Annotated in this window: 23 protein-coding genes and 2 pseudogenes; 16 read left to right on the top strand and 9 right to left on the bottom strand. The window is 71.8% G+C overall.

Annotated elements, in window-relative coordinates; translation table 11 throughout:
- Positions 1 to 145: 145 nt before the first annotated feature.
- A complete protein-coding gene (locus tag ABZT02_RS28485; RefSeq protein ID WP_356022213.1) occupies positions 146 to 1,939 on the bottom strand; it encodes a thiamine pyrophosphate-requiring protein in 1,794 nt (597 codons plus the stop codon).
- 240 nt (positions 1,940 to 2,179) lie between these two features.
- Between ABZT02_RS28485 and ABZT02_RS28480 the strand changes: the two genes are divergently transcribed.
- The 4 genes from ABZT02_RS28480 (at position 2,180) to ABZT02_RS28465 (ending at position 6,375) form a co-directional block, all read left to right on the top strand.
- A complete protein-coding gene (locus ABZT02_RS28480) occupies positions 2,180 to 2,977 on the top strand; it encodes an RNA polymerase sigma factor SigF (RefSeq protein WP_356022211.1) in 798 nt (265 codons plus the stop codon).
- Positions 2,978 to 3,185: 208 nt separating this feature from the next.
- Entirely contained in the window at positions 3,186 to 3,914 is a 729-nt protein-coding gene (locus tag ABZT02_RS28475; RefSeq protein ID WP_356022209.1) for a hypothetical protein, read from the top strand.
- A gap of 164 nt (positions 3,915 to 4,078) precedes the next feature.
- Positions 4,079 to 5,323 carry an aminotransferase class I/II-fold pyridoxal phosphate-dependent enzyme gene (locus tag ABZT02_RS28470; protein ID WP_356022205.1) on the top strand — a complete coding sequence of 415 codons (1,245 nt, stop codon included), beginning with the start codon at positions 4,079 to 4,081 and terminating at the stop codon, positions 5,321 to 5,323.
- A complete protein-coding gene (locus ABZT02_RS28465; RefSeq protein ID WP_356022203.1) occupies positions 5,320 to 6,375 on the top strand; it encodes an MBL fold metallo-hydrolase in 1,056 nt (351 codons plus the stop codon). The genes ABZT02_RS28470 and ABZT02_RS28465 overlap by 4 nt, the downstream gene beginning before the upstream one ends.
- A gap of 9 nt (positions 6,376 to 6,384) precedes the next feature.
- On the opposite strand, the gene ABZT02_RS28460 is transcribed toward ABZT02_RS28465, so the two are convergent.
- Together ABZT02_RS28460 and ABZT02_RS28455 are read right to left on the bottom strand one after the other, a co-directional pair.
- The gene (locus ABZT02_RS28460) at positions 6,385 to 6,999 is read right to left on the bottom strand and encodes a VTT domain-containing protein (protein ID WP_356022200.1); all 615 of its coding nucleotides are present in this window, start codon (positions 6,997 to 6,999) and stop codon (positions 6,385 to 6,387) included.
- Positions 6,996 to 7,769 (bottom strand): MBL fold metallo-hydrolase, encoded by a 774-nt coding sequence (locus ABZT02_RS28455; protein WP_356022198.1) that lies wholly within the window; start codon positions 7,767 to 7,769, stop codon positions 6,996 to 6,998. The genes ABZT02_RS28460 and ABZT02_RS28455 overlap by 4 nt, the downstream gene beginning before the upstream one ends.
- An 83-nt stretch (positions 7,770 to 7,852) precedes the next feature.
- Between ABZT02_RS28455 and ABZT02_RS28450 the strand changes: the two genes are divergently transcribed.
- The 7 genes and pseudogenes from ABZT02_RS28450 to dnaK all read left to right on the top strand — a co-directional run bounded on the left by ABZT02_RS28450 (position 7,853) and on the right by dnaK (position 15,415).
- Positions 7,853 to 8,254 carry a hypothetical protein gene (locus ABZT02_RS28450; RefSeq protein WP_069760383.1) on the top strand — a complete coding sequence of 134 codons (402 nt, stop codon included), beginning with the start codon at positions 7,853 to 7,855 and terminating at the stop codon, positions 8,252 to 8,254.
- A 73-nt stretch (positions 8,255 to 8,327) separates the two neighbouring features.
- Positions 8,328 to 10,403, top strand: a complete 2,076-nt coding sequence (locus tag ABZT02_RS28445; RefSeq protein WP_356022195.1) for a phage holin family protein — start codon at positions 8,328 to 8,330, stop codon at positions 10,401 to 10,403.
- Positions 10,404 to 10,501: 98 nt separating this feature from the next.
- Positions 10,502 to 10,789 (top strand): annotated as a pseudogene (locus ABZT02_RS28440) (hypothetical protein); the annotation flags it as partial.
- Positions 10,790 to 10,852: 63 nt separating this feature from the next.
- The gene (locus ABZT02_RS28435; RefSeq protein WP_356022193.1) at positions 10,853 to 11,281 is read left to right on the top strand and encodes an OsmC family protein; all 429 of its coding nucleotides are present in this window, start codon (positions 10,853 to 10,855) and stop codon (positions 11,279 to 11,281) included.
- A gap of 94 nt (positions 11,282 to 11,375) precedes the next feature.
- On the top strand, positions 11,376 to 12,716 hold the full coding sequence (locus ABZT02_RS28430; protein WP_356022191.1) for a hypothetical protein: 1,341 nt from the start codon (positions 11,376 to 11,378) through the stop codon (positions 12,714 to 12,716).
- A gap of 7 nt (positions 12,717 to 12,723) precedes the next feature.
- Positions 12,724 to 13,482: a glycerophosphodiester phosphodiesterase family protein gene (locus tag ABZT02_RS28425; protein ID WP_356022188.1), complete on the top strand. Its 759-nt coding sequence runs from the start codon at positions 12,724 to 12,726 to the stop codon at positions 13,480 to 13,482.
- Between the two features lie 61 nt (positions 13,483 to 13,543).
- Positions 13,544 to 15,415 carry a molecular chaperone DnaK gene (gene dnaK, locus ABZT02_RS28420; protein WP_356022186.1) on the top strand — a complete coding sequence of 624 codons (1,872 nt, stop codon included), beginning with the start codon at positions 13,544 to 13,546 and terminating at the stop codon, positions 15,413 to 15,415.
- A gap of 226 nt (positions 15,416 to 15,641) precedes the next feature.
- Here dnaK and narJ read toward each other — a convergent pair whose 3' ends face one another.
- The 4 genes and pseudogenes from narJ to ABZT02_RS28400 form a co-directional block, all read right to left on the bottom strand.
- Positions 15,642 to 16,127 carry a nitrate reductase molybdenum cofactor assembly chaperone gene (narJ, locus tag ABZT02_RS28415; RefSeq protein WP_356022184.1) on the bottom strand — a complete coding sequence of 162 codons (486 nt, stop codon included), beginning with the start codon at positions 16,125 to 16,127 and terminating at the stop codon, positions 15,642 to 15,644.
- Between the two features lie 112 nt (positions 16,128 to 16,239).
- Positions 16,240 to 16,427, bottom strand: a pseudogene (locus ABZT02_RS28410) (hypothetical protein); the annotation flags it as partial.
- Positions 16,428 to 16,524: 97 nt separating this feature from the next.
- Complete coding sequence (locus ABZT02_RS28405) at positions 16,525 to 17,325, bottom strand: SAM-dependent methyltransferase (protein WP_356022181.1); 801 nt, start codon at positions 17,323 to 17,325, stop codon at positions 16,525 to 16,527.
- Between the two features lie 62 nt (positions 17,326 to 17,387).
- A complete protein-coding gene (locus ABZT02_RS28400; protein WP_356022180.1) occupies positions 17,388 to 18,251 on the bottom strand; it encodes a helix-turn-helix transcriptional regulator in 864 nt (287 codons plus the stop codon).
- Between the two features lie 216 nt (positions 18,252 to 18,467).
- Between ABZT02_RS28400 and ABZT02_RS28395 the strand changes: the two genes are divergently transcribed.
- Positions 18,468 to 18,893 carry a hypothetical protein gene (locus ABZT02_RS28395; protein WP_356022177.1) on the top strand — a complete coding sequence of 142 codons (426 nt, stop codon included), beginning with the start codon at positions 18,468 to 18,470 and terminating at the stop codon, positions 18,891 to 18,893.
- Here the strand turns inward: ABZT02_RS28395 and ABZT02_RS28390 are convergent.
- The gene (locus ABZT02_RS28390) at positions 18,875 to 19,699 is read right to left on the bottom strand and encodes a helix-turn-helix transcriptional regulator (protein ID WP_356022175.1); all 825 of its coding nucleotides are present in this window, start codon (positions 19,697 to 19,699) and stop codon (positions 18,875 to 18,877) included. The two genes, ABZT02_RS28395 and ABZT02_RS28390, sit on opposite strands and share 19 nt — an antisense overlap.
- A gap of 241 nt (positions 19,700 to 19,940) precedes the next feature.
- Between ABZT02_RS28390 and ABZT02_RS28385 the strand changes: the two genes are divergently transcribed.
- From ABZT02_RS28385 to ABZT02_RS28370, 4 genes are all read left to right on the top strand, one after another.
- Positions 19,941 to 20,246 (top strand): 4a-hydroxytetrahydrobiopterin dehydratase, encoded by a 306-nt coding sequence (locus ABZT02_RS28385; protein WP_356022173.1) that lies wholly within the window; start codon positions 19,941 to 19,943, stop codon positions 20,244 to 20,246.
- Between the two features lie 4 nt (positions 20,247 to 20,250).
- On the top strand, positions 20,251 to 20,994 hold the full coding sequence (locus ABZT02_RS28380; protein ID WP_356022171.1) for a class I SAM-dependent methyltransferase: 744 nt from the start codon (positions 20,251 to 20,253) through the stop codon (positions 20,992 to 20,994).
- A 128-nt stretch (positions 20,995 to 21,122) separates the two neighbouring features.
- Positions 21,123 to 23,003 (top strand): rhamnogalacturonan lyase, encoded by a 1,881-nt coding sequence (locus tag ABZT02_RS28375; RefSeq protein WP_356022169.1) that lies wholly within the window; start codon positions 21,123 to 21,125, stop codon positions 23,001 to 23,003.
- Positions 23,004 to 23,101: 98 nt separating this feature from the next.
- Positions 23,102 to 23,632 carry a hypothetical protein gene (locus tag ABZT02_RS28370; RefSeq protein ID WP_356022167.1) on the top strand — a complete coding sequence of 177 codons (531 nt, stop codon included), beginning with the start codon at positions 23,102 to 23,104 and terminating at the stop codon, positions 23,630 to 23,632.
- 45 nt (positions 23,633 to 23,677) lie between these two features.
- On the opposite strand, the gene ABZT02_RS28365 is transcribed toward ABZT02_RS28370, so the two are convergent.
- A complete protein-coding gene (locus ABZT02_RS28365; RefSeq protein WP_356022164.1) occupies positions 23,678 to 26,347 on the bottom strand; it encodes a cellulose binding domain-containing protein in 2,670 nt (889 codons plus the stop codon).
- Between the last annotated feature and the right edge of the window lie 147 nt (positions 26,348 to 26,494).

Genomic DNA, 26,494 nt, shown 5'->3' with positions numbered 1-26,494 from the left:
CTTGGGAAGGACATGGCGATGGTCGTCCTCGCCGCGCTCATACCGATCCTCATGCTCGGCGCGGTGCTCGCGCTCGGCCGGTACGAGGAACTGCTGCTCCCCGGGCCGAAGGGCGACCGGCACGAACCGGCCGCCCTCCCGGCGGCTACTTCTCCCGCCCCGGCAGGAACTCCTGCACCTTCGCCTTGAAACCCTGCTTCACCATGGACGCCGCGTCCGCGTCGCCCTTGAGGACGGACGCGGCCGTCGCCTCCATCTGCTCCCAGGTGGCGTGCGGCGGGATCGGCGGTACGGCGGGGTCGGTGAGGAACTCCAGGACCGCCGGCCCGTCCGCCTGAAGACCGGCCCGCCAGGCCGCCTCGACGTCCTCCGGCTTCTCCACCCGGATCCCGGTCAGACCGAGGGAGCGGGCGAACGCGGCGTACTGCACGTCCGGCAGCTGCTGCGAGGGCAGGAAGGACGGGGCGCCCTCCATGGCCCGCATCTCCCAGGTGACCTGGTTGAGGTCATGGTTGTTCCAGATGGCGACGATCAGCCGCGGATCTTCCCACAGGTCGCGGTACTTGGCCGCGGTGATCAGCTCGGCCATGCCGTTCATCTGCATCGCCCCGTCCCCGACCAGAGCGATCGCCGGCCGGTCCGGATGCGCGAACTTCGCACCGATGGCGTACGGCACCCCGGGGCCCATCGTCGCCAGCGTGCCGGACAGCGACGACCGCATACCGGGTCGCATGGTCAGGTGCCGGGCGTACCAGTTGGCGGTGGACCCGGAGTCCGAGGTGACGATCGCGTTGTCGGGCAGCAGCGGGTCGAGGGCGTGGGCCACGTATTCGGGGTTGATCGGGTCGGCGGACTGCTGCGCCCGCCGCTCCATCACCTCGCGCCAGCGCGTGACGTTGCCGCACACCGTGTCGTACCACTCGCGCCCGTCGCGCTCCACGTCCAGCATCGGGATCAGCCGCTGGAGCGTCGCCTTCGCGTCACCGACGAGGTTCACCTCGTACGGGTAGCGCATGCCGATCATGTGCGGGTCGATGTCGATCTGCACGCCCCGCGCCTTGCCGAACTCCGGCAGGAACTGCGTGTACGGGAACGACGAGCCGATGGTCAGCAGGGTGTCGCAGTCCCGCATGAGTTCGTACGACGGGCGGGTGCCCAGCAGGCCGATCGAGCCGGTGACGTACGGGAGTTCGTCGCTCAGCGCGTCCTTGCCGAGCAGTGCCTTGGCGACGCCCGCGCCGAGCAGTTCGGCGATCCGCTCCACCTCGGCCCGTGCCCCGGCCGCGCCCTGACCGATCAGGATCGCGGGCTTCGCACCGGAGTTGAGGATCTCCGCGGCCCGCTCCAGCGACTCCTGGGAGGGCACCGCCGTCCAGGCGCTGCGGTCCAGGCTGGAGGGCACCATCTTGAACTCGTGCGTGGGCGCCGAGTAGTCGAGCTCCTGGACGTCGCCCGGGATGATGATCGCCGTGGGGCAGCGGCGGGCGTACGCGGTGCGGATCGCCCGGTCCAGGACGTTCGGCAGCTGCTCGGGGACCGTCACCGTCTCCACGAACTCCGAGGCGACGTCCTTGAACAGGGTGTGCAGGTCCACCTCCTGCTGGTACGACCCGCCCATCGCGGTGCGGTGCGTCTGGCCGACGATCGCCAGCACCGGCACATGGTCCAGCTTGGCGTCGTACAGCCCGTTGAGCAGGTGGATCGCACCGGGCCCCGAGGTCGCCGCGCACACTCCGATACGGCCGCTGAACTTGGCGTAACCGACCGCCTCGAACGCGGACATCTCCTCGTGCCGCGACTGCACGAACCGTGGCTGGTTCTCGGCCCGTCCCCAGGCCGCCAGCAGGCCGTTGATGCCGTCGCCCGGATAGCCGAAGACATGGTCCACCCCCCAGTCGCGCAGCCTCTCGAGGATGTGATCGGACACCTTGGTGCTCATGGGCTGACCTCCCGGACATGGATGGACAGGCAGGCTTACGAGTCACCCTGCGGGGCGCCGGAAAACCTGCCCCGGTGTTTGGCCCGGAGGGCCGGGGGCAGGCGCACTCACAGTGCTTCGGACCGGAGGCACGTCCGTGGGAGCGGCGATCGGCCGCCACGGCCGCGCCTGCCCGCACGCGGACGCGCTCCCCACGCCGACCGTCCACCCCAGAGCACGATCTAGGGAGTTGCGACGCAGATGCCCACTCCAGTGAGCGCGAAGCACCACCCGCACGACGACGCACCCGACACGGCCGAAGCCTTCCGCAGGCTCGCCGAGCTGCCCCCGGGACCCGAGCGCGACAGCCTGCGCGGACAGGTCGTGGAGGCCTGGCTGCCCATGGCCGACCGCCTCGCCGGACGCTTCCGCAGCCGCGGCGAGAGCTTCGACGACCTGCGCCAGGTCGCCGCCCTCGGCCTGGTCAAGGCCGTCGACCGCTACGACCCCGCCCGCGGCAACGCCTTCGAGAGCTACGCCGTCCCCACCATCACCGGCGAGATCAAGCGGCACTTCCGCGACCACATGTGGACCCTGCACGTGCCCCGCCGGGTCCAGGACCTGCGCAACCGCGTCCGCTTCGCCTCCCAGGACCTCGCCCAGACCATCCCGGGACGCAGGCCCACCGTCGCCGAGATCGCCGAGCACGCGAACATGAGCGAGGACGACGTGCTGGTGGGCCTCGGGGCCCTGGAGAGCTTCACCGCCCTCTCCCTCGACGCCGAACTGCCCGGCAGTCAGGACGGCTACTCGCTCGCCGACGCCCTCGGCTCGGCCGATCCGGCACTGGACACGGTCGTCGACCGGGAGTCCGTCAAGCCCCGGCTGGCCGCCCTGCCCGAGCGGGAGCGCGCCATCCTCTACATGCGCTTCTTCGGCGACATGACCCAGAGCCGGATCGCCGAACAGCTGGGTATCTCCCAGATGCACGTGTCCCGGCTGATCAGCCGCTGCTGCGGACGGATGCGCGAGCAGATCATGCGCGACGCCGCCGGCTGACGGGAGCGCGCCGGCGGAACGACGCCTTCGGCGCCCGGCGTCACCCACTCGGCCCTCCCCGTCCCGCCAATGGCCTCCGGCCGCGCGCGGGACGGGGAGGGCCGGGCTGTGATGACCGTGGGTGCGACCGTCGTGCCCCCGGTCCAGTCGTCGTGACCCCGACGCCCGACGACGGGCCCCGCAGCCGTCGGCCGAAGGAGTCCACCCCATGCGCCGCACCGCCCGTCTCCGGGCCCTGTCCGTCGTCCTCCCCGCGCTCGGCATCACCCTGGGCGCCGCCGCGCCGAGCGCCTTCGCGGAACCGGCCGCGGAGGTCAGCCCCACCAGCGTCCAGCCGGGCGGCAGTGTCACCGTGTCCGTCTCCTGCGACCCCGCCACCGGGACGCCGCCCGCCACCGTCGACGCCACCTCGGAGGCCTTCGAGTCGCAGACCGTGCGGCTGCAACTGGTGCCCGGCAACGACGACAAGGTCTCCGGACCCGCCTACAGCGGCACCGTGCGCATCGCCGCCGACCAGGAACTCCAGGACGGTGCCGGAGGAGTCGGCCCGGACTCCGCGTGGACCGTCGACGGCACCTGCCCGACCGCTGACCGCGCACCGGGCAAGGCCTGGAGCGCCACCTTCACCGTCACCCGCGGCACCGCCACCGCCGACAGCAGCCACCGACCGTGCACCGAGCCGCACACCGAGCCATGGACCGAGCCGCGCACCGAGCCACGGACCGAGCCGGACACCGAACCGCGCACCCAGCCGCGCACCGAGCCGCGCACCGAGAGCTGCGCCCCCGCCGCCGTCCAGCGCCCCGTCCACGCCGGTCAGGGCGGCTCCTTCACCGACTCCGTGCCCGCCCTGGTCGCCGGCGGTGTGCTGATCGCGGGCGCCGCCGCGGGCGCCGTGTACCGACTGCGCCGCAAAGCTCCCGCGACGGACACCTGAGATCGAAACCTCAGGTCCGTGTGACAGGCGCAACCCGCGCCCCGCCCATGGACAGGCGGCACCGTGGGTACTCGGAGCGCGAGGAACGCAAGGAACGCGCCAGGCGCGAGGAGACGAGACGGCGGACCGGACGAGCCACCGGACAGCGCCTTACGGAGGTGACCATGCGGACCGACCCGGAGGGCCACGGCCCCGTCCGCTACGGCCCTCCGCCGCCCGACGACGGACTGCCCGTACTGCCCGAACTCACCGCCGTCCTCGCCGCCGCGGCCGCCCGCCCCCGCGCCGAACCGGTCGGCGGCGGCCACCCGCTCCTGGAGGCCGCCGGCGCTTACGCGGCCCGGCGCGGCCTGCCCGCCGAACCCGACCACGTGGCCGCCGCGCCCGGCGCCCCCGCCCTCCTGGTCGCCCTGACCGCCGCGCTCGGCGGCGACGTCCTGGTGCCCCGCCCCTGTGCCGCCTGGTGGGCGCCGTACGCACGCCTGTTGGGCCGACCCGTCTTCCACGTGGCGACGCCGGCCGAGTGCGGCGGAGTCCCCGACCCGTACGCCCTCCTGGAGACCGTGCGCCGGGTGCGCGCCGAGGGCGGTGACCCACGGCTGCTGGTGCTGTCCGTCGCCGACGACCCCACCGCCACCGTCGCCCCGCCCGAGCTGCTGCACGAGACCGTCGAGGCCGCCGCGGGGGAGGGCCTGCACCTGGTCAGCGACGAGACCTGGCGCGACACCGTGCACGCCCCGCACGAGACGGTCCTGCTCAGCCCCGCCGAGATGCTGCCCGACCGGGTCACCGTCGTCACCGACCTGGCCGGCAGCCTGCTCCCGGCCGGCTGGCCGGCCGCCTTCGCCCGCTTCCCGGCGAACGGCGGCGGCGACGGTCTGCGCGCCCGCGTGCTCGACGTCCTGACCGCCCTGGGCGCCCACATCGCCGCCCCCGTCGCCGCGGCCGCCACCCACGCCCTCACCGAACCCGAACCGGTCACCGCCCGCCGCACCGCCGTAGGACACCTCCACGCGCGCGTGGCCGCAGCCGCGCACTCCGTGGTCGTCGGCGCGGGCGCGCTCTGCCGGCCCCCGCGGGCCGGACGCCATCTCTACGTCGACCTCGGCCCCCTGCGCCCCGCGCTCACCGCGCGGGGCGTCGGCGACGCCCAGGACCTGGAGGACTTCCTCACCGCCCGGCTCGGCATGCCCGCACCCGGCGGCCACCGCTTCGGCGACGACCTCGGCGCACTGCGCGTACGGCTGTCCACAGGGCCACTGCTCGGCGGCTCGGACGAGGAACGCGCGGAATGCCTCACCTCACCCGCGCCGTTGGAACTGCCACAACTGCAACGCGCGTTGAACACCCTGGAGTCGGTCTTCGACGACCTCCGCGACGACGCTCAGCGATGGGAGCCTCCTCGATGACGCAGCAGTCCGAGTCGACCACAAGCATGCGAGTGGTCGACGAGCCCTTGGCCCCCTCCTCCTTCGCGCCGCCGTCCCCGCCACTCGCCGAACCCCGCCCGCTGGGGGAGCGCAGAGTGTGGCCGAAGTCCTTCCACGACCGTCTGACCGCCCCGCTGCCCGGCCTGAAGGCAATGGCCCGCTTCGCCCGCGAGGGCGCGGTACGGCCAGGACCCGAGGGCCTCGCCGACATCCCGAAGCTGCCCTACGCGCCCGGCCCGCTCCCCGCCGTCGACGCCAGCACGGTCGCCGTCTCCTGGGCGGGACACGCCAGTTGGGTGGTCCGGATCGGCGGCCTGACGATCCTGACCGACCCGGTGTGGTCCCGTCGCATCCTCGGCACCCCGGCCCGCATCACGCCGGTCGGCATCGACTGGGACGCTGTGCCGCGCGTCGACGCGGTCGTCATCAGCCACAACCACTACGACCACCTGGACGCCCCGACCCTGCGCCGCCTGCCACGCGACACCCCGGTCTTCGTCCCGGCCGGCCTCGCCCGCTGGTTCCACCGCCGCCGCTTCACCGCGGTGACCGAACTCGACTGGTGGGAGGCGGCCGAACTGGACGGCGTCCGCTTCGACTTCGTCCCCGCCCACCACTGGTCCAAGCGCTCCCTCACCGACACCTGCCGCACCCTGTGGGGCGGCTGGGTCCTCACGGCCCGGGACGGCCAACGCGTCTACTTCGCCGGCGACACGGGCTACGGCCACTGGTTCTCCCGCATCGGCCACCGCTACCCCGGCATCGACCTCGCCCTCCTGCCCATCGGCGCCTACGACCCCCGCTGGTGGCTCAGCGACGTCCACTGCGATCCGGAGGAGGCGGTGCGAGCCGCCCAGGACCTGGGCGCCCGCCGCATGGCCCCCATGCACTGGGCGACGTTCGTGCTGTCGGCGGAGCCGGTGCTGGAACCTCTGACGAGGGTGCGGGAGGCCTGGGAGAAGGCGGGTCTGGCACGCGAGGACCTGTGGGACCTGCCGATCGGAGGCTCACGCGTCCTGGAGTACCCCTGAGGGGCGCTCTCAGGAGCGCACCCGCTTCCACACCGTCGGCGCCGCGCTGATCGCCACGGTCAGCGCGACCGCCGCCAGCACGCCCTCCCAGGGCTCCTTGAACAGCGACCCGCCCAGAATCCCGATCAGCTGGTACGTCACGGCCCAGGCCAGACAGGCCGGCAGATTCCCCCGCACGAACCGCCGCAACGGCCACTCGGCCATCAGGCAGGCCAGCATCACCGGAATCCGCCCCGCCGGCACGAGCCGGGACAGCACGAGGACGGCCACCCCGTGGTCGGCCAGCTTCCCCTGCGCCTGGGAGAGCCGCTCCTCCGGCGCCCGGGACCGAAGGGCCTCCAGCCACCGCGAGCCGTTCTTCGACTTCATCCCGCGCCGCCCCAGCCAGTACAGGGCGATGTCCCCGAGGAACGCGGCGAGGGAGGCCGTGACGAACACGTACAGCAGGGACAGGGGCGCGGTCTGGTGAAAGGCCACCACGGCCGCCGAGCTCACCAGCGCCCCCGTGGGTATCACGGGCACCAACGCCCCCAGGAACACCAGCAGGAACAGCGTCGGATACCCGATCGCCTGCCCGGCGGCACCGGGTGTCGCCCCCGTGGTGGCGGCCGCGAGCCAGGTCACGGCGTGACCTCCAGCCGCACGCTCTCCCCGTGCTCCAGCCGGTGCACGTCCACCTCGGGCGCGAACCGAGCCGCCAGCCGCACGAACTCCGCGCCCGGAGCGTGGAACTCGTGCGGCCGCACCGAGTCCATCCCGATCGGCCAGTACGTCCCATAGTGCACCGGCACCGCACTGCGCGGCCCCAGCCGCGCCAACGCCTGGGCCGCACGCCCCGCGTCGAGGTGCCCCTCCCCGAGATACGGCCCCCACCCGCCGACCGGCAACAGCGCCACGTCGACCGGGCCGACCTCCTTGGCCATGTCGTCGAACAGGCCGGTGTCCCCGGCGAAGTACGTCCGCGCCGAGCCCTCGACGACGTAACCGAGCGCGGGGGAGCGGTGCGGCCCGAGCGGCAGCCGCCGCCCGTCGTGCCACGCGGGCACCGCGCGTATCAGAAGGTCGCCGACGCGCCGCTCGTCGCCGGGCGCCACCTCCTCCACCCGCAGATGGGTCAGCCGGCGCAGCCCCGGCACCTGGCGTGGTGCGCCCCGGGGCACGAGCAGGCGCGTGCCCGGCTCCAGCCGGGCCAGCGAGGGAACGTGCAGATGGTCGGCGTGCAGATGGGAGACGAGGACCACATCCGCCCGCCTGGCGTCCGGCGGGGGCACCGCCCCGCGGCGCCGGCGCAGATGCGCGAGCCGACGGGTGAACAGAGGGTCGGTGAGCACACGTACGTCCGAATCCGTGACCGTACAGGTGGCGTGGCCCCACCAGGTGATCTCCACCGGCACCTCTTTGCCTCCTTCGCGCGACTCCCCGAAGCCTACGGGCTGGAGTATGGTCGGCGGCGAAACCCGGAGGTGAGGGGGACACCATGGGAGCGGTCCATGTCACGGCGATCGCGAGTCTGACGCCGCTGGAGGAGCTGGACGCCGATCCCTTCCTGGTGGACTCGCGCAGCCAGCACGCGATGTGCGCGCGCTGGGCCGCGGAGCGGGGGTACACCGTGCGGCGGGAACTGCTGGTGCGGGGCCTGCGCGCCGACCACTGCGTGCTGTGGGACGGGGTGCGGGCGGGGCGGGATCTCTTCGTGGCCCCCAGCCGCCGGGTCCTGGAGAGCGCCCTGTCCTCCGTGGAGGAGTTCACCGCCGAATGCGCCCGCCGCGGAGTGCGGGTCGAGACAGTGGGCTTCGCGGAGCCCCTCTACGACGCCCAGATGAAGGCCAGCGTGCACCGCAGGCTGTCGATGCCGACGGCGGGATACGACGGACGCTGACTGTCCGACCCGTATGACACGCTGGTCCCAGCGCCCGCACCGACGACGGGCCAGGACGTGAGGTGTACGGGGCGTGGGTGCGGGGCGTGGGCGGCGGATCGCCAGTCAGGTCGGGCGGAGCATCACGGTATGGGCCGTCTCGACCCTGACGATGCTGGTGCTGGCCGGCATCCTGCCGGACTTCCGGCTGCAGTCCCCGACCGGTGACAGCGCGACCCGGATCGCGGTCACGGCGGCGTTCGGCGCCGGTGCCTTCGGTGTGCTGTCGGCCGTCGTGTGGCCCCTGCTCGTACGGCTCTTCCTGCTCGTGCCGACGCTGGTGCTCGGGCTCCTCGTCTTCTTCCTCAACGGGGCGCTGCTGCTGCTCGCCCTGCGCCTGAACCCCGCCGAGCGCGGCGACGCCGCCCCGGAGACCGCGGTCGTGGTCGCCGCCGTGATGTCCGCGGTCGCCTCCGCCACCGGCGGTGCCCTCGCCGTGCGCGACGACGACGCCTACCGGCGCCGCCTGTACCGTCTCGCCGACCGCCGCCGCAGAGGCGGTCCTGTCGGCCCGGCCACCCCCGGCACGGTCTTCCTCCAGCTCGACGGCGTCGGCCACGACGTCCTGCTGGCCGCGGTCGGCCAGGGCCTCATGCCCACGATCGCCCGCTGGATCGGCCACAGCCACACCCCCGGCCGCGCGGTACGCCCCACCCACCGGCTCACCTCCTGGCGCACCGACTGGTCCAGCCAGACCGGCGCCAGCCAGCTCGGCATCCTGCACGGCAGCAATCACGACGTCCCCGCCTTCCGCTGGTACGAGAAGGACCGCGGCGAGGTGATGGTCTGCAACCGCCCGACCAGCGCCGTCGAACTCCAGCGCCGGGCCGTGGAGCGGGCGGGTCACGCCGGACTGCTCGCCGTCGACGGGGCGAGCCGCGGCAACCTCTTCTCCGGCGGCGCCGAGGAACAGGCCCTCGTCCTGTCCATCGCCACCCGCCGCCGCAGCCGCGAGACCCGCTCCCGGGCGGGCTACTTCGCGTACTTCTCCGACCCGGCCAACGCCGTGCGCACCGCCCTGTCCTTCTTCGCCGAGGTCGGCCGCGAGATCGGCCAGTCGACCCGGACCCGGGCCCGCAAGGAGCGCCCGAGGGTCGGCCGCGGGGGTCTGTACCCCTTGGTCCGCGCCTTCGCGACCGTCGTCGAACGTGACGTCGTGGTCGCCGCCGTCATGGGCGACATGCTCGCGGGCCGTACGGCCGTCTACGCCGACCTCGTCGCCTACGACGAGGTCGCCCACCACTCCGGGCCGACCAGCCGCGACGCCGCCAAGGTCCTGGAGCGCCTGGACCGCTCGCTCGCCCTGATCGAGAACGTCGCCGAGCACGCCCCGCGCCCGTACCGGATCGTCGTCCTCTCCGACCACGGCCAGAGCCCCGGCGAGACCTTCCGCACCCGCTACGGGCTCACCCTCGGCGACCTGGTCCGGGCCGGCTGTGGGCTGCCCGTGTCGCGCAAGGCCGAGCGCACCCACAGCGGCGCCGAGGCCCGCGCCGCCGTCCGCGCCGCGCTGCGCCGGCCGGGTAAGGAAGGACGCGAGCAGTACCGTCCCGCGCGTGACTCGGAACCGATCGTGCTGGCCTCGGGGAATCTCGGACTGGTGTCCTTCCCCGATGTGCATCACCGGATGAGCAAGGAGGAGATCGACGCGCGGCATCCGGCGCTGCTGACCACGCTCGCCAACCATCCCGGCATCGGTTTCCTCCTGGTGCGGAGCGAGGAGCACGGCGGGGTGGTCCTCGGCCCGTTCGGTACGGAGATCCCGCTGGAGCAACTGGACGAGAATCCGGGGCCGTTGGCCGACTTCGGGCCCGGCGCGGCGGAGGCGGTACGGCGTACGCACTCCTTCCCGCACACCGCCGACATCATGGTCAACTCGTGGTACGACCCGGGTGAGGGGGAGGTGCTCGCCTTCGAGGAGCAGATCGGGTCGCACGGCGGGCTCGGTGGGGCCCAGGGGAAGCCGTTCCTGTTGTCGCCGCTTGCCTTGTCCGCGCCGCCCGAGGGGCTTGTGGGGGCGGAGGGGGTTCATGAGGTGCTGCGTCGGTGGCTGGATGAAGCGGGGGGTCCTCAAGTGCCGTTGACTGCGCGAGAGGACAAGGCTGCGTAGTCGTTCGGCCGCTGGGCGGTGGGGGCTTGTCGCGCAGTTCCCCGCGCCCCTGAAAGCGGATACCTGGGCCTCGATATTCAGCTGCGGTTATCCGGAGCCCCGCACACAGGGACGTGTTCTGCGACGCCGCCCCGCATGACGCCGGCTATCTGCCCGTCACCGAGATCGCCGAGCGGGTCCGGGTGCACGGGCGCGGCGGCACCGTCCTCCAGCCGGGCATCGACCTGCTGCACCGGGCCGACGACTTCCCCGCGAACGCGCCCGTGCTGGTGATCACCGACGGCTGGTGCGATGTGCTGCGGGTGCGGCGCGAGCACGCCTGTCTGATCCCCCAGGGGGCCAGGCTGCCGTTCAGCGCAGGGGGACCGGTCTTCCGCGTGAGCTGAGCCGTAGTGTGATCGGATGGATCCCGCATCCCCCGTCCGCGGGACCACACGAAAGGACTGATCGTGGCTACCACGCGCTCCGCACACACCGTCTGGGAAGGCAACCTCCTCGAGGGGAGCGGTGTCGTCAACTTCGACTCCTCCGGTGCCATCGAGGCACAGCCGGTCACGTGGGCCTCGCGCTCCCAGGACGCGAACGGCAAGACCAGCCCCGAGGAGCTGATCGCCGCCGCGCACTCCAGCTGCTTCTCGATGGCGCTGTCGCACGCCCTGAACGGCGCGGGCACCCCGCCCACCAAGCTCATCACCTCGGCCGACGTCTCCTTCCAGCCGGGCGAGGGCATCACCGGCATCCACCTCACCGTCGAGGGCACCGTGCCGGGCCTCGACGAGGACGGCTTCGTCGCCGCCGCCGACGACGCGAAGGCCAACTGCCCCGTCAGCCAGGCCCTGAAGTCCGTTCCGATCACGCTGGACGCGAAGCTCGCCTGAACCCCGAGACACCGCGTCGCGCAGGCCGCTCGTCCGGGGCGGTCTGCGCGAAGCGCGGTCTCGGGGCCGGTCCGGTGGGGTGAAAGGGCACACGATGACGGTGGGAACGGCAGGCGGTACGGCGGCACTCGACGCCGGCACCCGTGAACTCACCCGTGTCGTCGTGCTGTTCAGCCTCACCGGCCGACTCGATCCGGGGCGTCCCGCGCTGGGCAGCCTCGTCGACACCTTCGACTTCGGCCGCTTCGCCCTGCACCTCACGTCCAGCGAGGCGGTGCTACCGGTGCCGGTGCTCGTCGAGGACGTGGCCCCCGCGGACCTGCGGCTGCCGCACGGCGACCACGGGCTCGACCTCGCCGCCGTCGAGATCGCTGTCCTCGCCACTCCGCGCGGGGACCTCACCCTGGCTCTTGACTGCGGATTCGCCGGAGAAACGCCTTCCGCCGCCCTCGCGGCGTGGCTCGCCGACAGCTGCTTCGATCGGGACCGGATCACGCTCGGCTCCGAAGACCTGCTCGACTCGCTGAGCGGACGGCTCGCCCCGCGCGAACCGCTGGCCTTCGGCCAGAACGTCCACCAACTGGTGTTCCCCGGCGGCGACTTGGCGGACGATCTGTTGGGCCCGGACGAGACCCGCCCACCCACCCTGCTGAACGAGCTCGTGTACCGCGGCCGGCTGTCCACGTCCGAGCCGCCCCATCTCAGCAGGCACGGCCGCACGCTCTCCGCACACGGCCGCGGGGTCTCCGTCCACGCCGGCTGGGCCGAGCACGTGGAGAACGGTCTGACCCTGGTCGCCATCGGCATGGTCTCCGCGCTCGCCGTCCTCCAGCGCACGCGGCTGGCCGCCTTCGAGACGATGCGGGCGAACGAACAGGCCTCGGCGAGCTCGCCGTACGAGATCCGTTCGCTGATCTCGCAGCTGTCCGCGGGGGTCAACGAGCTCCAGCTGGACCTGGCCTTCGGGGTGGAGGCGTACGTCGACAGTCTGCTGATCCCGGAGATGGTCATGGAGGCCTTCCAGTCGTCCCTGCGGGACGCGCTCGGCATCCGCGACAGCCTGGACAACTCGGCCCGCATGGTGGAGCGGCTGACCTCGGTGATCAGCGCCCGCTCGGCGGCACTGGACGCCGAGCTCTCGGAGCGCGACGACCGCCGCGACCGTACGGTGTCCGTGCTGGTCGCGATCGCCACCCTGATCGCCCTGCCGCCGACGCTGCTGCTCGCGTTCTTCGGCGTCAACGCCACGACCGTCAACCCCCACCGCTCCGTCTTCGACCCGCGGTACCTCCCGGCGTACCTCCTGGCCTGGATCCCGTTTCTCGTGCTCGCCGTGATCGGATACGTCCGGATCATCCGCACCGGCAGACGCTCCGGCTCCCTGCTTACCCCGGCCGACCCGATCCCCGCCCAGCGCCCACCGTCCGGAAGCTGACCGCCGTATGTCCCGACGTCCCGCCGTCTCCGCCCACCGGGGCGGGTCCGAGCGTGCCGGTGCCGCGACCTGGGAGGCCTACGAGGACGCGATCCGGTCCGGGGCGGAGTACGTCGAGTTCGACATCCGGCGCACCGGCGACGGTGTCCTCGTCGTCCACCACGACCCGCGGGTGGGGCGCACCGGTCCGCTGCTCGGCGAGATCACCCACGCCGAGCTCAGCGACCGGGTGGGATACCCCGTGCCGGTCGTCGACGAGGTCATGTCCCTGATCGCGGGCCGGATGGTCGGCCACCTGGACCTCAAGGAGAGCGGCTACGAGCGCGAGCTGATCGACCGGGCGGTCGCCCTGCTCGGTGCGGACGGCTTCGTCGCGACCACTCTGGAGGACCGTTCCGTCGCCGCCATCGCCCGGGCCTTTCCGCGGGTGCGCACGGCCCTGTCCCTGGGGCGGGACGGCAAGGAGGTCGGCCGCTCCCGGCTGGCCGGCGTCCGGCTCAGCGAGCTGCTGCCGATGCGCCGGGTGCGCGCCTGCGGCGCGAGCGGGGTGGCCGTGCACCAGCGGCTGGCCCGCGCCAACGTGCTCCGTGAGGCCGTCCGGCACGACCTGTTCACCATGGTCTGGACGGTGAACGACGACACCCTGATGCGGACGTTTCTCGACCACCCGCGCGTCGACGTCCTGATCACCGACCGGCCGCGGCGGGCCGTCGCGCTGCGGGCGGAGCCGAGCGAAGAGCGTTCACCGGGGTACCCGTCCCGTTGACAAGAAAGCTCCCGGGTCTTGTGCTGGAGTGCGGGACGCTCCCTGGCGGAAGGGGACAGCGATGGGACGTGCGGTCGGGATCGATCTCGGTACCACGAACTCGGTGGTGGCCGTACTGGAGGGCGGTGAGCCCACGGTTGTCGCCAACGCGGAGGGGGCCAGGACCACACCGTCGGTCGTGGCCTTCGCCAAGAACGGCGAGGTGCTGGTGGGCGAGGTCGCCAAGCGGCAGGCCGTGACCAACGTCGAGCGCACCGCGCGCTCCGTGAAGCGGTACATGGGCGACGGGAGCTGGCGCTTCCCGGACCAGGGCGACATCGACGGCACCCGGTACCGGGCGCAGGAGCTGTCGGCGCGGGTCCTGCAGAAGCTGAAGCGGGACGCCGAGTCGTATCTCGGCGAGGACGTCACCGACGCCGTGATCACGGTGCCCGCCTATTTCGACGACACCCAGCGGCAGGCCACCAAGGAGGCCGGGGAGATCGCCGGCCTCAAGGTGCTCAGGATCATCAACGAGCCCACGGCCGCGGCGCTGGCGTACGGCCTCGACCGGGGCGAGGAGCAGACGGTCCTGGTCTTCGACCTCGGCGGCGGCACCTTCGACGTGTCCCTGCTGGAGATCGGCGACGGGGTCATCGAGGTCAAGGCGACCAACGGCGACACGCATCTGGGCGGCGACGACTGGGACCAGCGGGTCGTCGAGCACCTCGTGAAGAAGTTCCAGGGGCAGTACGGCGTCGACCTCGGCAAGGACAAGATGGCGCTGCAGCGGCTGCGCGAGGGGGCCGAGAAGGCGAAGATCGAGCTGTCGTCGTCCTCCGAGACCACGATCAACCTGCCCTACATCACCGCCTCCGCCGAGGGGCCGCTGCACCTCGACGAGAAGCTGACCCGCGCGCAGTTCCAGGAGCTCACCGCCGATCTGCTCGACCGCTGCAGGACCCCCTTCCACCAGGCGGTCAAGGACGCGGGCATCAAGCTCTCCGCGGTCGACCACGTGATCCTCGTCGGCGGCTCGACGCGGATGCCCGCGGTGACCGAACTGGTCAAGGAGCTCACGGGCAAGGACCCGCACAAGGGGGTCAACCCGGACGAGGTCGTGGCGGTCGGGGCGGCGCTCCAGGCGGGTGTCATCCGCGGCGACGTGAAGGACGTGCTGCTGCTCGACGTGACTCCGCTGTCCCTGGGGATCGAGACCAAGGGCGGCATCATGACGAAGCTCATCGAACGCAACACCACGATCCCCACCCGCCGTTCGGAGATCTTCACGACCGCCACCGACAACCAGCCCTCGGTGGGCATCCAGGTCTACCAGGGCGAACGCGAGATCGCCGCGTACAACAAGAAGCTCGGCGTCTTCGACCTCACCGGCCTCCCGCCGGCGCCCCGGGGCGTCCCCCAGATCGAAGTGGCCTTCGACATCGACGCGAACGGGATCATGCACGTCTCGGCGAAGGACCTCGCGACCGGGCGCGAACAGAAGATGACGGTGACGGGCGGATCGGCGCTTCCCAAGGACGACATCGACCGCATGATGCGCGAGGCCGAGCAGTACGCGGAGGAGGACCGCAACCGCCGCGAGGCCGCCGAAACCCGCAACCAGGCCGAGCAACTCGTCTACCAGACGGAGAAGTTCGTCCGGGAGAACGAGGACAAGGTCCCCGCCGAGACGAAGACGGAGGTCCAGTCGGCGGTCTCCGAACTGAAACAGCTCCTGGAGGAGAACGCCGACACGAACACCCTCCGGGGCGGCGTCGAGAAGCTCGCCACCGTCAGTCAGAAGATGGGCCAGGCGATGTACGCCCAGGCGCAGCCGTCCCAGGAGACACCCACGGAGGACGGCGGCCCGCGCACATCAGCCCAGGAGGACGAGGGCGTGGTCGACGCGGAGATCGTGGACGACGAGAAGGACCAGAAGGGCGGCGCCGCCTGAGGTCCCGTCAGACCTCCGTCATGTCCCCTCCCGGCCGCTCCGGTCGCGGCCCCAGCTGCCTGGGGTCGCGCGCACGGGGCAAGGGCCGGTCGACTCGCGGCAGTTGTGGCCGCTGCCAGAAGTGGGGGTCGGCTCGGCCACCATGCCCATCGCGGCGAGCAGCACGAGGTACATGAGCTTGTCGTAGATGCTCGCCGATCCCGAGCGCGTCCGTCCAGGAGTGTGCTCATCGGCGCACCCTCGTGGGAAGCGTGGCGCACACGGCGTCGAGGACCGTCGCGTACGGGGTGCCGAAGTCGGTGAGCCGGGAGCGGAGGTGCTCCAGGCCGTCGCGGTGCTCGGTGAGCAGGCCGAGGTCCCCGGTACGGGCCGCGAACTCCAGCACGGCAGGGAGGAAGTCCGGCAGCTCCTCGCCGGTGAACTCCAGCCCGGCGGCCCGGTAGACCTCCTTGAAGCGGGCCGGCGACATCCCGCGCCGCCGCGTGTTCCCGTCCTGCCGCCGGCTCAGATACAGACTGTGCCGGTTCTCGCAGTCGAAGACCTGCACATAGTGCGCCGCCAGCTCCTGCGCGGGCGTCACCGCCGCGTGGTCGACGAACTCGCGCAGTTGCGGCGCCGCTTCCCGCAGCAGCGGCAGCCGCGCGCGGAAGTCGTCGTCGGGATACGTCAGGCAGAGCGCCGCCGCCTGGTAGAGCACGGCGTCCGAGGGCATCAGGCCTCCTCCGCGTCGTCCGTGGTCTGCCGTCCGGGGAGCACGTGGAAGTTCTCCACCGACACCAGCGGCAGCTGCCCGCGCCCCGAGTCCCGCCCGAACGGCCCGTCCCCGCCCAGGCCAGGACCGGGTCGCGGAGCCTTCCGGGCGCCGCGCGGTACAGCTCCAGCAGGACGCCCCTGACGTACGGGTGGCGCACCCGGGCGGGGAGTGGGTGTACCCCGAGGGGGCGGTGCCGCGCGGGCAGCCGCGGGGCTCGTGCTCGGGGCGGTCGGGGCCCACCGGCGGACAGTCCGTTTCCGGGTGTCGGTCACGTGCGCTCCCTCCGCTTGCCCGCGGCTCGCTTCGAACCTAGGGCGGGGCGGGGGAGCGCACCCGTTCACGGCACCCGTACGGGTCAGACCTTGCGCGCGACCCCCGCGTACACCGACACGATGCCCTCCGCCTGGGCCGCCACGTCCTCCGGCCCCGGACGCCAGCCCGACACCGGGATCACCCCGGGGCCGAGCAGCTCCAGGCCGTCGAAGAAGCGGGAGAACTCGGCGAGCGAACGGGGGAAGAAGGGGGTGCCGCTGCGGCGGAACTGCTCGGCGGCCTTCTCGATGGCCTCGGGGCTCAGATCGGGCGTGACCTGGGAGAGGATCACGTGACTGCCCGGGGCGAGCTCGGTGACGTACCGCTCGAGCAGCCCGTACGCCTCGTCGCTCAGGTAGTGGGTGAGCGCCACCAGGGACAGTGCGACGGGCTGGGCGAAGTCCAGGGTCTCGGCGGCGAGGCGCAGGATGGTGTCCGGGTCGCGGACATCGGCGTGGACGTAGTCCGTGGCGCCCTCGGGGGTGCTGTGCAGCAGGGCCTGGGCGTGCCTGAGGACGATCGGGTCGTTGTCCGCGTACACGACCTTCGACTCCGGGGCGACCTCCTGCGCCACCTGGTGCAGGTTGGGCTCGGTCGGGATGCCGGTGCCGATGTCGAGGAACTGGCGGATCCCGGCCTCGGCGGCCGTCCGCACCGCCCGGTGCATGAAGCGGCGGTTGGCGCGCGCCCCGCGCATCACCGTGCCGTCAACGGCGAGGATCCGGCGCGCCAGCTCCTCGTCCACCGGGTAGTTGTCCTTGCCGCCCAGCCACCAGTCGTACACCCGGGCCGGGTGCGGCCGGCTGGTGTCCATGGCGGGCACTGCGGCGTCGGATCCGGTCATGCGGTCTCTTCTCCCCTGTGATGGTGGCGTGGTGCACCCGGCGTGTGGTCGTGCCCGCCCGCTCAGAAGTCCTCGCGGCGCTCCCGCAGGAGCTTCTTCGTGCGCTCGGCCGACGCGGCCCGCGCCGACATGTGGTCCAGGACCTCCAGGTGCGTGGCGACCTCCTGGCGGGAGTCGAGATACAGCGCACCGGTCAGGTACTCGGTGAAGACCAGGTCGGGCAGCTCCGGCTCGGAGAAACGGAACAGCGAGAAGGGCGCGTACGTCCCCGGGTGCGGCCCCTCCTCGAACTCGCACACCTGGAGCGTGACCCGGTCGCGCTCGGCGAACTCCAGGAGTTTGTCGAGCTGTTCGCGCATCACCTCGGAGCGGATGCTCACCGGGCGGCGCAGCACCGTCTCGTCCATGATCGCCCACAGGTGGGGCGCGTTCGGGCGTTCCAGCAGTTGCTGCCGGGCCATGCGCAGCGACACGTGCCGCTCCAGCGCCTCGGGGCCCGCCTGCCCGATGGTCCCGGCCTCCATGACGGCACGCGCGTAGTCCTCGGTCTGGAGCAGTCCGGGCACGAAGTGCGGCTCGTAGGAGCGGATGATCCCGGCGGCGCCCTCCAGACTGACGTACAGGCTGAACCACTCGGGCAGCACGTCGTGGAACCGCTGCCACCAGCCCGGTTTGTTCGCCTCCTCGGCCAGCTGGACGAAGTCCTCGACCTGTTCGTCGGGCACGCCGTACGTCTCCAGGAGCACCTGGACATACGGGATCTTCAGGGCGACCTCGGCCATTTCCATCCGCCGTACGGTCGCGGGGGCCACCCGCAGTACCTGCGCGGCCTCCTCACGCTTGAGGCCGGCCGCCTCCCGCAGTTCCTGAAGCCGTCGGCCGAGCACCACCTGGCCCACGGTCGGCGCAGGTCGCCGCTCACTCACGCCACGCCTCCCCTACGCGTCGAAGCTAGCGTGCAGTGTGCCATGTTCCGGTGCCGGCCTCACCGGTCACGACCGGTTCCTTCCTTACCTCCCGCGTAATCGACCGGGGCGCGGGGCGGCGGGATGGTGGAGCCCAGGGGTTCCGGGCCGGCGCACTCCGGTCCGGAACCCGCCGTCCGCTTCCCCGTTTCCGACCTCGACGGAGGGTGATTCGTCATGTCCGCGACCCAGCTCACCGCACTCGCCCGGACCTCCGACCCGCACACCATGCTGCGCCGCTTCCTCGCCCTGGACGCGGCGGTGACCGGTGCGAACGGTCTCGTGTACCTCCTCGGGTCCGGACCGGTCGGCCGGTTCCTGGGCGTCGGCTCCGGGCTGCTGCTCGGACTCGGGGCCTTCCTCGCGGCGTACGGGGCCGTCGTGGGCGTCCTCGCCTCGCGCGGCCGTCCGCCGGCGCTCGCCGTCCGTGCCGTCGTCGAGGCCAACCTCCTGTGGTCGGCCGTGAGTTGTGCCGCCCTGGGGCTGTGGCTGTCGCCGACCACCGCCGGTGCGGTGTGGACCGTGCTCCAGGCGATCACCGTCGCCGGGTTCGCGCTGCTCCAGTACGCCGCGCTGAAGGCGTGTCAGGGCAGCAGTGAGTGAAGGTACTTGACCGTCGCCGGGTCGGCCGGAAGGAACGTCTCGATGGCCAGCTCGGCGACGGTCACGTCCATAGGGGTGTTGAAGGTGGACGTGGACGAGATGAACGACAGCGTCCGGCCTTCGTGCTCGATCCGCATCGGCAGCGCGAAGTAGGGGACCTGCTCGGCAGGTCGGCCGTCGTCGGACTCCTCCGGGTCCGGCACCGGATAGGCCGCGACCTCCTCGTACAGCTCCCGCAGCCGCTCCGACCGGCGCAGGGCGATCTGCCGCCGCATCTGTTCCAGCAGATGGCCGCGCCACTCGCGCAGATTGCGGATGCGCGGGGCGAGGCCCTCGGGGTGCAGGGTGAGCCGCATGGTGTTGAGCGGGGGCCGGAGCAGGAACTCCGGGACGCCGTCGAGGAGCATCATGATCCCGCGGTTCGCGGCCACGACGTGGTAGCCGGCGTCGAACACCAGGGCCGGGTAGGGCTCGTAGCCCTGGATCAGCCGCTCGATCCCCTCACGCACGGCGTCCAGGGCCGGATCGTCCAGTGGGGTCTCGGGGAAGCGCGGGGCGTAACCGGCCGCGAGCAGCAGCGCGTTGCGCTCCCGCACCGGCACCTCCAGATGCTCGGCGAGCCGGAGCACCATCTCCTCGCTCGGACGGGAGCGCCCCGTCTCGACGAAGCTGATGTGCCGCGCGCTGGAGTCGGCCCGCAGCGCCAACTCCAGCTGACTGACCCGCCGTTGCTCCCGCCAGGCACGCAGGAGCGGACCGACGCCCTGGTCGGACGGGGTGGCTGGGGCGGAGTGGACAAGGGTCATACGCACGACCGTAGTCCAGGACCGGGCGCGTGGGCGGACCGTGGACGACGGCGAGGGCTGCGGTGCGGTGCGGTGCGGTGCGGTGCGCCAGGGCGGGGCCGTCCGTCGCAGGCGTCCGCTCCCCGCTGTAGCGATGCGTGTACCCGCGGTGACGGGGGACCCGGAGAAGGCCGGGACCAGGTCAGGCCGCCGCGGCTGTGGGACGCTGAAGACACCCCGACCCCCAGGAAGGAGCGAGGTCATGCCCGTCGAACCCCTGTCGCAGAAGGAGATCGAGGACCGGCTCGCGGAACTGCCGGGCTGGTCCGTCGACGACGGCCGCCTCACCCGCTCGTACCGCCTCGGCACCCACTTCGCCGCCACGGCGATGGTCGTCCACATCGCCCAGGTGCAGGAGGAGCTCGACCACCACTCCGACCTCACCCTCGGCTACAACACGGTCGCGCTGTCCGTGCACACGCACAGCGCGGGCGGCGCCCTCACGGAGAAGGACTTCGAGCTCGCGCAGCGGGTGGAGGCGCTCGCCGCCGGTCACCGGGCCCAGTGAGCCCGTGCTCGACTACGACAAGGAGGCCGACGCCTACGACGCCACCCGCGGCGGCGAAGCCAGGGCCGCCGCGGCCGCGGACGCCGTGCTCGGTCTGATCCCCGCGGACACCCGCCGGCTCCTCGACGTGGCCTGCGGCACCGGGATCGTCACCCGCAGGCTCGCCGCCGCCCGGCCCGCGACCCGGGTCACCGGCGCCGACCTGACGTGCGGGATGGCCCGCATGGCCGCGGTCCGGCTGCCCGGCGCGGTCGTGCTCGCCGACAGCCGCGCGCTGCCGTTCCCCGACGGGGTGTTCGACGCCGTCACCAGCGTGTGGCTGCTGCACCTCCTCGACCGGCCCGAGGACGTCCGGGCGGTGGTCGCCGAGTGCGCCCGGGTCCTGAGACCGGGCGGGGTGTATGTCACCACCGTCGACAAGGCCGCCGCGCACGACGTGGGCAGCGACATCGACGCGGTCCTCGCCCCGCGCCCGCGCCGTCCGGCCCCGGACGCGGCGCCGCTCGTCGAGTCGTACGCCGCCGCCCACCTCCTGCACCCGGCCGGCCAAGCCCGCTTCCCGGGCCGCGGTCAGGGCCGCAGCCCCCGGCGCACCGCCGCCGACCTGCGGCGCGGCTGGTTCACCCGGCTGCCGCCCGGCGACCCGCGCACCGAACGGTTCGCGGAGCGGTTGGAGACACTCCCCGACCAGGACCTCCCACGCCCCGACCCGATGTTCAGCGTCCGGGCGTTCCGGAAGGCCGATTGAAGTCCCCATGGTCCGCTCGGTCCCACAGACGATCGCCGAACTGGCCGAAAGGTACGGCAACTCCGTTTCCCCGGGCGGCGACTGAGGGGGTGGAACCCGTCCGCCCCCACAGCTTCGGAGGTCCACCCGTGCAGCACCCGCACCCGCACCCCCACCGCAGACGCCGAGTCGTCCTCTCGGCGGTGACCGCCGCGACGGCCCTCGTGGCCGCGGGACTCACCGTCCTGAGCCCCGGCTCCGCCGAGGCCGCCACCGCCCGCCAGGTCGAGAAGCTCGACCGGGGCGTCGTCAGCGTGCACACCAGCAGCGGCAACCTGGTCAGCTGGCGCTGGCTCGGCACCGACCCGAACGACGTGTCGTTCAACGTCTACCGCGCCGGTACGAAGGTCAACTCGGCCCCGGTCACCGGCTCCACCAACTACTTCCACTCCGGCGCGCCCGCCGAGGCCGACTACACGGTCCGCGCGATCGTCGGCGGAGTCGAGCAGGCCGACTCGGTCCACGCGGTCCAACTGCGCACCGGCTACAAGGACGTTCCCATCAGCCCGCCCGCTGGAGGGACGACCCCGGACGGGGTGGCGTACACCTACGAGGCGAACGACGCCTCCGTCGCCGACCTCGACGGGGACGGGGCGCTGGACTTCGTCCTGAAGTGGCAGCCGACCAACGCCAAGGACAACTCCCAGTCCGGCTACACCGGCAATACGATCCTCGACGGTGTCAAGCTCGACGGCACCCGGCTGTGGCGGATCGACCTCGGCCGCAACATCCGTTCGGGCGCGCACTACACGCAGTTCCAGGCGTACGACTACGACGGCGACGGCAAGGCCGAGGTCGCCATGAAGACCGCGGACGGCACGGTCGACGGCACGGGAGCGGTGATCGGCAGCTCGTCGGCCGACCACCGCAACTCCAGCGGCTATGTCCTGTCCGGTCCCGAGTACCTGACCATGTTCAACGGCCAGAACGGCAAAGCGATGCAGAGCGTCGACTACGTGCCGGGCCGGGGCACGGTGTCGTCGTGGGGCGACTCGTACGGCAACCGGGTCGACCGCTTCCTCGCGGGCACGGCGTACCTGGACGGGGCGCGTCCGTCGCTCATCATGGCCCGCGGCTACTACACCCGCACGGTGATCGCGGCCTGGGACTGGCGGGGTGGCGCCTTCACCCGCCGCTGGACCTTCGACACCAGCTCCTCGACCAACAGCGGCAAGGGGTACGACGGTCAGGGCAACCACCAGCTGTCGGTCGCGGACGTCGACGGCGACGGCAGGGACGAGATCGTGTACGGCTCGATGGCCGTGGACGACAACGGCTCCGGCCTGTGGACCACCAAGAACGGCCACGGCGACGCGATGCATGTCGGCGACCTCGACCCGTCGCGCGCGGGCCTGGAGGAGTTCAAGGTCGACGAGGACAGTTCGAAGCCGTCGTCCTGGATGGCGGACGCGAGGACCGGCCAGGTCATCTGGTCCACTCCCGCCAACGGCGACAACGGCCGGGGTGTCTCCGGGGACATCTGGTCGGGCAGCGCGGGCGCCGAGTCCTGGTCGTCGTCGGAGAGCGGCATCCGCGGCCCCAAGGGCACGGTGGTCGCGACCCGCAAGCCCGGTTCGACCAACTTCCTGTCCTGGTGGGACGGCGACACCGTCCGCGAACTCCTCGACGGCACCCACATCGACAAGTACGGCACCTCGGGCGACACCCGCCTGCTCACCGGAGCGTCGGTCCACTCCAACAACAGCACCAAGGCGACGCCGTCCCTTTCCGGCGACATCCTCGGCGACTGGCGCGAGGAGGTCGTCTGGCCGACGTCGGACAACAAGGCACTGCGCGTCTACTCCACGCCGTACGAGACGACGACGAAGATCACGACCCTGCTCCACGACACGATGTACCGCACGGCCCTGGCCTGGCAGAACACGGCCTACAACCAGCCTCCGCACCCGAGCTTCTTCATCGGCAACGGAATGGCGACGGCATCGAGGACGACGGTGTACACGCCGTGAGGTGACAAGATCTCAAACTGGTGAATCTTCAACCAGGCGGGGCGTATCCGGCCCGACCGGCGGATAATCTTCACACCTCATGCACATATGGGGGACAGATGACACAGCAGGACCTGCCGCCGCTGCCGGACGCTCCGCCGCCCGCTCCAGCACCCGTCATGCCCGCGCCGTTCCCGCCCCAGGTCGCGGTGCCCGGCAGGCGTATGAACCCGGCGGTGGCCGGGATGATCGGACTTGCCCTCGGGGCGGGCATCGTCGGCGGCGTGTGGGCGATCAGCGCCGCCGGTACCGGCGACCCGGGTACGTTCACTCTCGAGGGCAGCTTCGATCTGACCGACGACGTCGTCAGTGACGGCGGCGACGGCTGCCAGGGCCGGTACGACAGCGGATACGACGACATCGCCGAAGGCACCTCCGTCACCGTCTACGGAGCCGGCGGTGAGGTCGTCGCGACCGGAGCCCTCGGGGACAGCAAGGAAGACGAGGACGGTACCTGCACGTTCGCCGTCGCCGTCGATGGCGTCCCCAAGGGCGAGAGGTTCTACAAGGTCGAGGTCTCCCATCGAGGCACCGTGCAGCTGACGGCCGAGGAGGCGGAGAACGGCGAACTCGCCGCCAGCCTGGGCTGAGCTGAGGGCGCGTACCCGGTGCGGTACGCGCCCCCTGTGGTGCGGTCAGGCGATCGTGCAGTTCTGGTCGCCCACCTTGAACGCGGTCGGTTTCCCGTTCGTCCCCGACCAGCTCCCCGTGAAGCCGAAGCCGACGGACGAGCCCGCTGCCACGTTGGCGTTCCAGCCGACGTTCTTCGCCGTGACCGCCGAGCCAGTCTGGGTGGACTCGGCGTTCCAGGTCTGGGAGATCGTCTGGGCGTTGGGGAAGGTCCAGCCGAGCGTCCAGCCGGTCCACGCGCCGGAGCCCGTGTTGCTCAGCTGGACGTCCGCCTGGAAGCCGCCCGACCACTGGTTGGTGATCTTGTACGTCACCGTGCAGGAACCCGTGGGAGTGGGGTCCGGCGGGTCCGTCGGATCGGTGCCGCCACCTCCGCCGCTCGTGTCGGACGTGTCGCCGTAGATCACCCCCCGGCCGTTGGTCGAGACGTACACCCGGCCGTACACCCGGGGGTCACCGGTGATCGCCGCTCCGGTCCAACCCCACTGGTGGGCGTCGTCGTTGATGCGGGTCCAGCTCACGCCCTTGTCCGTGGAGCGGAAGATGCCACGCACTCCGCCGATCTTCGCGCTGGTGTAGAGCGTCTGGTACGACGCCCCCGTCGCCGCCTTCCCGAAGCCGATCGCGTCGGCCTGGTCGACGTTCGCGAGCTTCGTCCAGCTCGTGCCGCCGTTCGTCGAGTGCCACAGACCGTAGGCCCCGTCGCTCGCCCCGCCCGCCAGCCAGACATCGCCCTTCACCCCGGGCAGCGCCTTGAACCGCACACTGTCCCCGGCGGGCAGTCCGGTCGCCGGGGACGCCGTGAACGTGGCCCCGCCGTCCGTACTCACGTAGAACTTCCCGGACTTGAAGCCGTAGAAGGTCTTCGCGTCCACCCGGTCCGACTCCACGATCGCCCCGGCGGGGATCCCGCTCGACGCCGACCAGGACGAACCGAAGCCGGTCGTGTATTGCACGCCCGCACCCTCGGGGCTCCACACGAATCGGCTGCCGTCCGAGGCGGCGGCCACCGTCCCGCCACCGCTCACACCCGAAGGATCGGTCCCCGCGAACCAGTTGGCGCCGTTGTCCGTCGAGAACGCGATGTGCGGCCCCGAGTCCAGATTGCCGGTCCGCACGACCGTGTTCGGGTTCGTCTCCGCGAAGTCCAGACTCGTGGTCGTGGTGAAGTTCGGGGACGTGAACATCATCGAGGGGACCTTGGTCAGGTCCGTGTGCCGGAAGCCGCCGACGTCACCGAGCGCGCTCAGCAGCGGGGCGCCCGAGGGCGGCGACGCGAGGTCTTGGACCGCGGTCTCCTCCAGGCCCTGCACCATCGGCTTGATGGTGAACTGGCTCCCTGAGTCCCAGTTCGTGAGGTTCTCCGTGCCGTAGAGCGTGGCCCCCGTCCCGTACACCATGCGGTTCGAGTTGAACGGGTCGATCTCCAGGGACTCGGTCATCCACCCGAGTTTCGGGCTCTGTTCGGGCGGTGACGGGTTCGCGCCCCAGGTCAGCCAGGGGGAGGACGAGACGTCCATCGTGTAGCGGTTCGCGCGGTTGGGGTACGACGAGTAGTCCCACGCCTTCGTCCAGGTCGCCCCGCTGTCCGTGGAGCGGAAGATCTGGGTGTCCGGCCACCAGGAGCTGTACGCCGTCGCCATCACCGTGCCGGGTTTCTGCCGGTCCACCGTCAGTCCGCTGAAGCCGTAGTAGGTGTCGGCCTCGGCGACCGGGCTGATGTTCGTCCAGGTGCCGGTCGCCGTCGCGTACCGCCACACCTGGCCCTTGCCGCCGTCGTACGGCCCGCCCTTGTCGCTGTAGGAGAGATACAGATAGCCGTTCACCGCGTCCAGCACACCCTTGTGGGCCAGGTAGCCCGTCGGCTGACCGGCGAGCCGGCTCCAGGTCGCGCCGCCGTCCGTCGACCGGTACACCGAGTTCTGCAGGTCGGCGACCCCGACGTAGATCGCCTGCGTCGCGCTGCCGGACGTGCCCGTCTTCTCGTCGAAGGTGACCCAGACGATGCCCTGGTTGTCGCTGGCGTAGCCGCTGGTGTCGCTCGGATCCTGCTGGTAGTTGCCGACGTTGGGGAAGTTGGTCACCTGCGACCAGGTGGCCCCGGAGTCCGTCGACCGCCACAGTCCCTTGCCGCTCGGCGCCCCGAGATACAGCACGCTGTTCTTGTTCGGGTCGACCGCGAGCCGTTCGCCCATGCCCCGCCCCGGCATGTTGCCGCCGAGCTTGAAGGGCAGGTCGGTCTTCTGCCAGCTCGCGCCGCGGTTCGAGGAGCGCATGACCGCGCCGTTCGTCGGATCCCAGCTGTTGGTGTAGGTTCCGACGGCCGCGTACACCTTGTTCGGGTCCACGGAGTCGGACGCCAGGCTGACCACTCCGGTGTGCCCCCAGTCGTCCCAGCCGACCGAGTCGAGCAGCGGGGTCCAGGTCTTCGAGGACTCCTGCCAGCGATAGGCCCCGCCGATGTCCGTGCGGGCGTACGCCAGGTTCTTCTCCTTGCGGTTGAAGACGATGCCCGGCACGAAGCCGCCGCCGTCGATCCGGGCGTTCTTCCACGTGTAGGTGTCGGCTGCGAGCGAGACCTTCGCGGTGCTGTCCGCCGCCAGTGCGGGCGGGGTGCCGGCGAGCAGCCCGGCCGCGAGCGCGAGCACGGCCGTGAGGATGCGGGTTCTTCGCACGGGAGGGTCCTTTCCCGAGTGGGGGGCAAGCGCTTTCCGTATGGGGCGAGAGTTGCCGGGCGACCCCCAGTGCGGGAGGGGGTCGCCCGGCTTGTCGTCCCGTCGTCAGGTGACGGGACCGAGCACGCGGAGCTTTTTCAGGCGGTT

It is taken from the genome of Streptomyces sp. NPDC005402, from assembly GCF_040606575.1.
Classification (GTDB): Bacteria; Actinomycetota; Actinomycetes; order Streptomycetales; family Streptomycetaceae; genus Streptomyces.
Note: the sequence above shows the minus strand (reverse complement) of the source record. Positions and strands in the feature narration are given on the sequence as shown.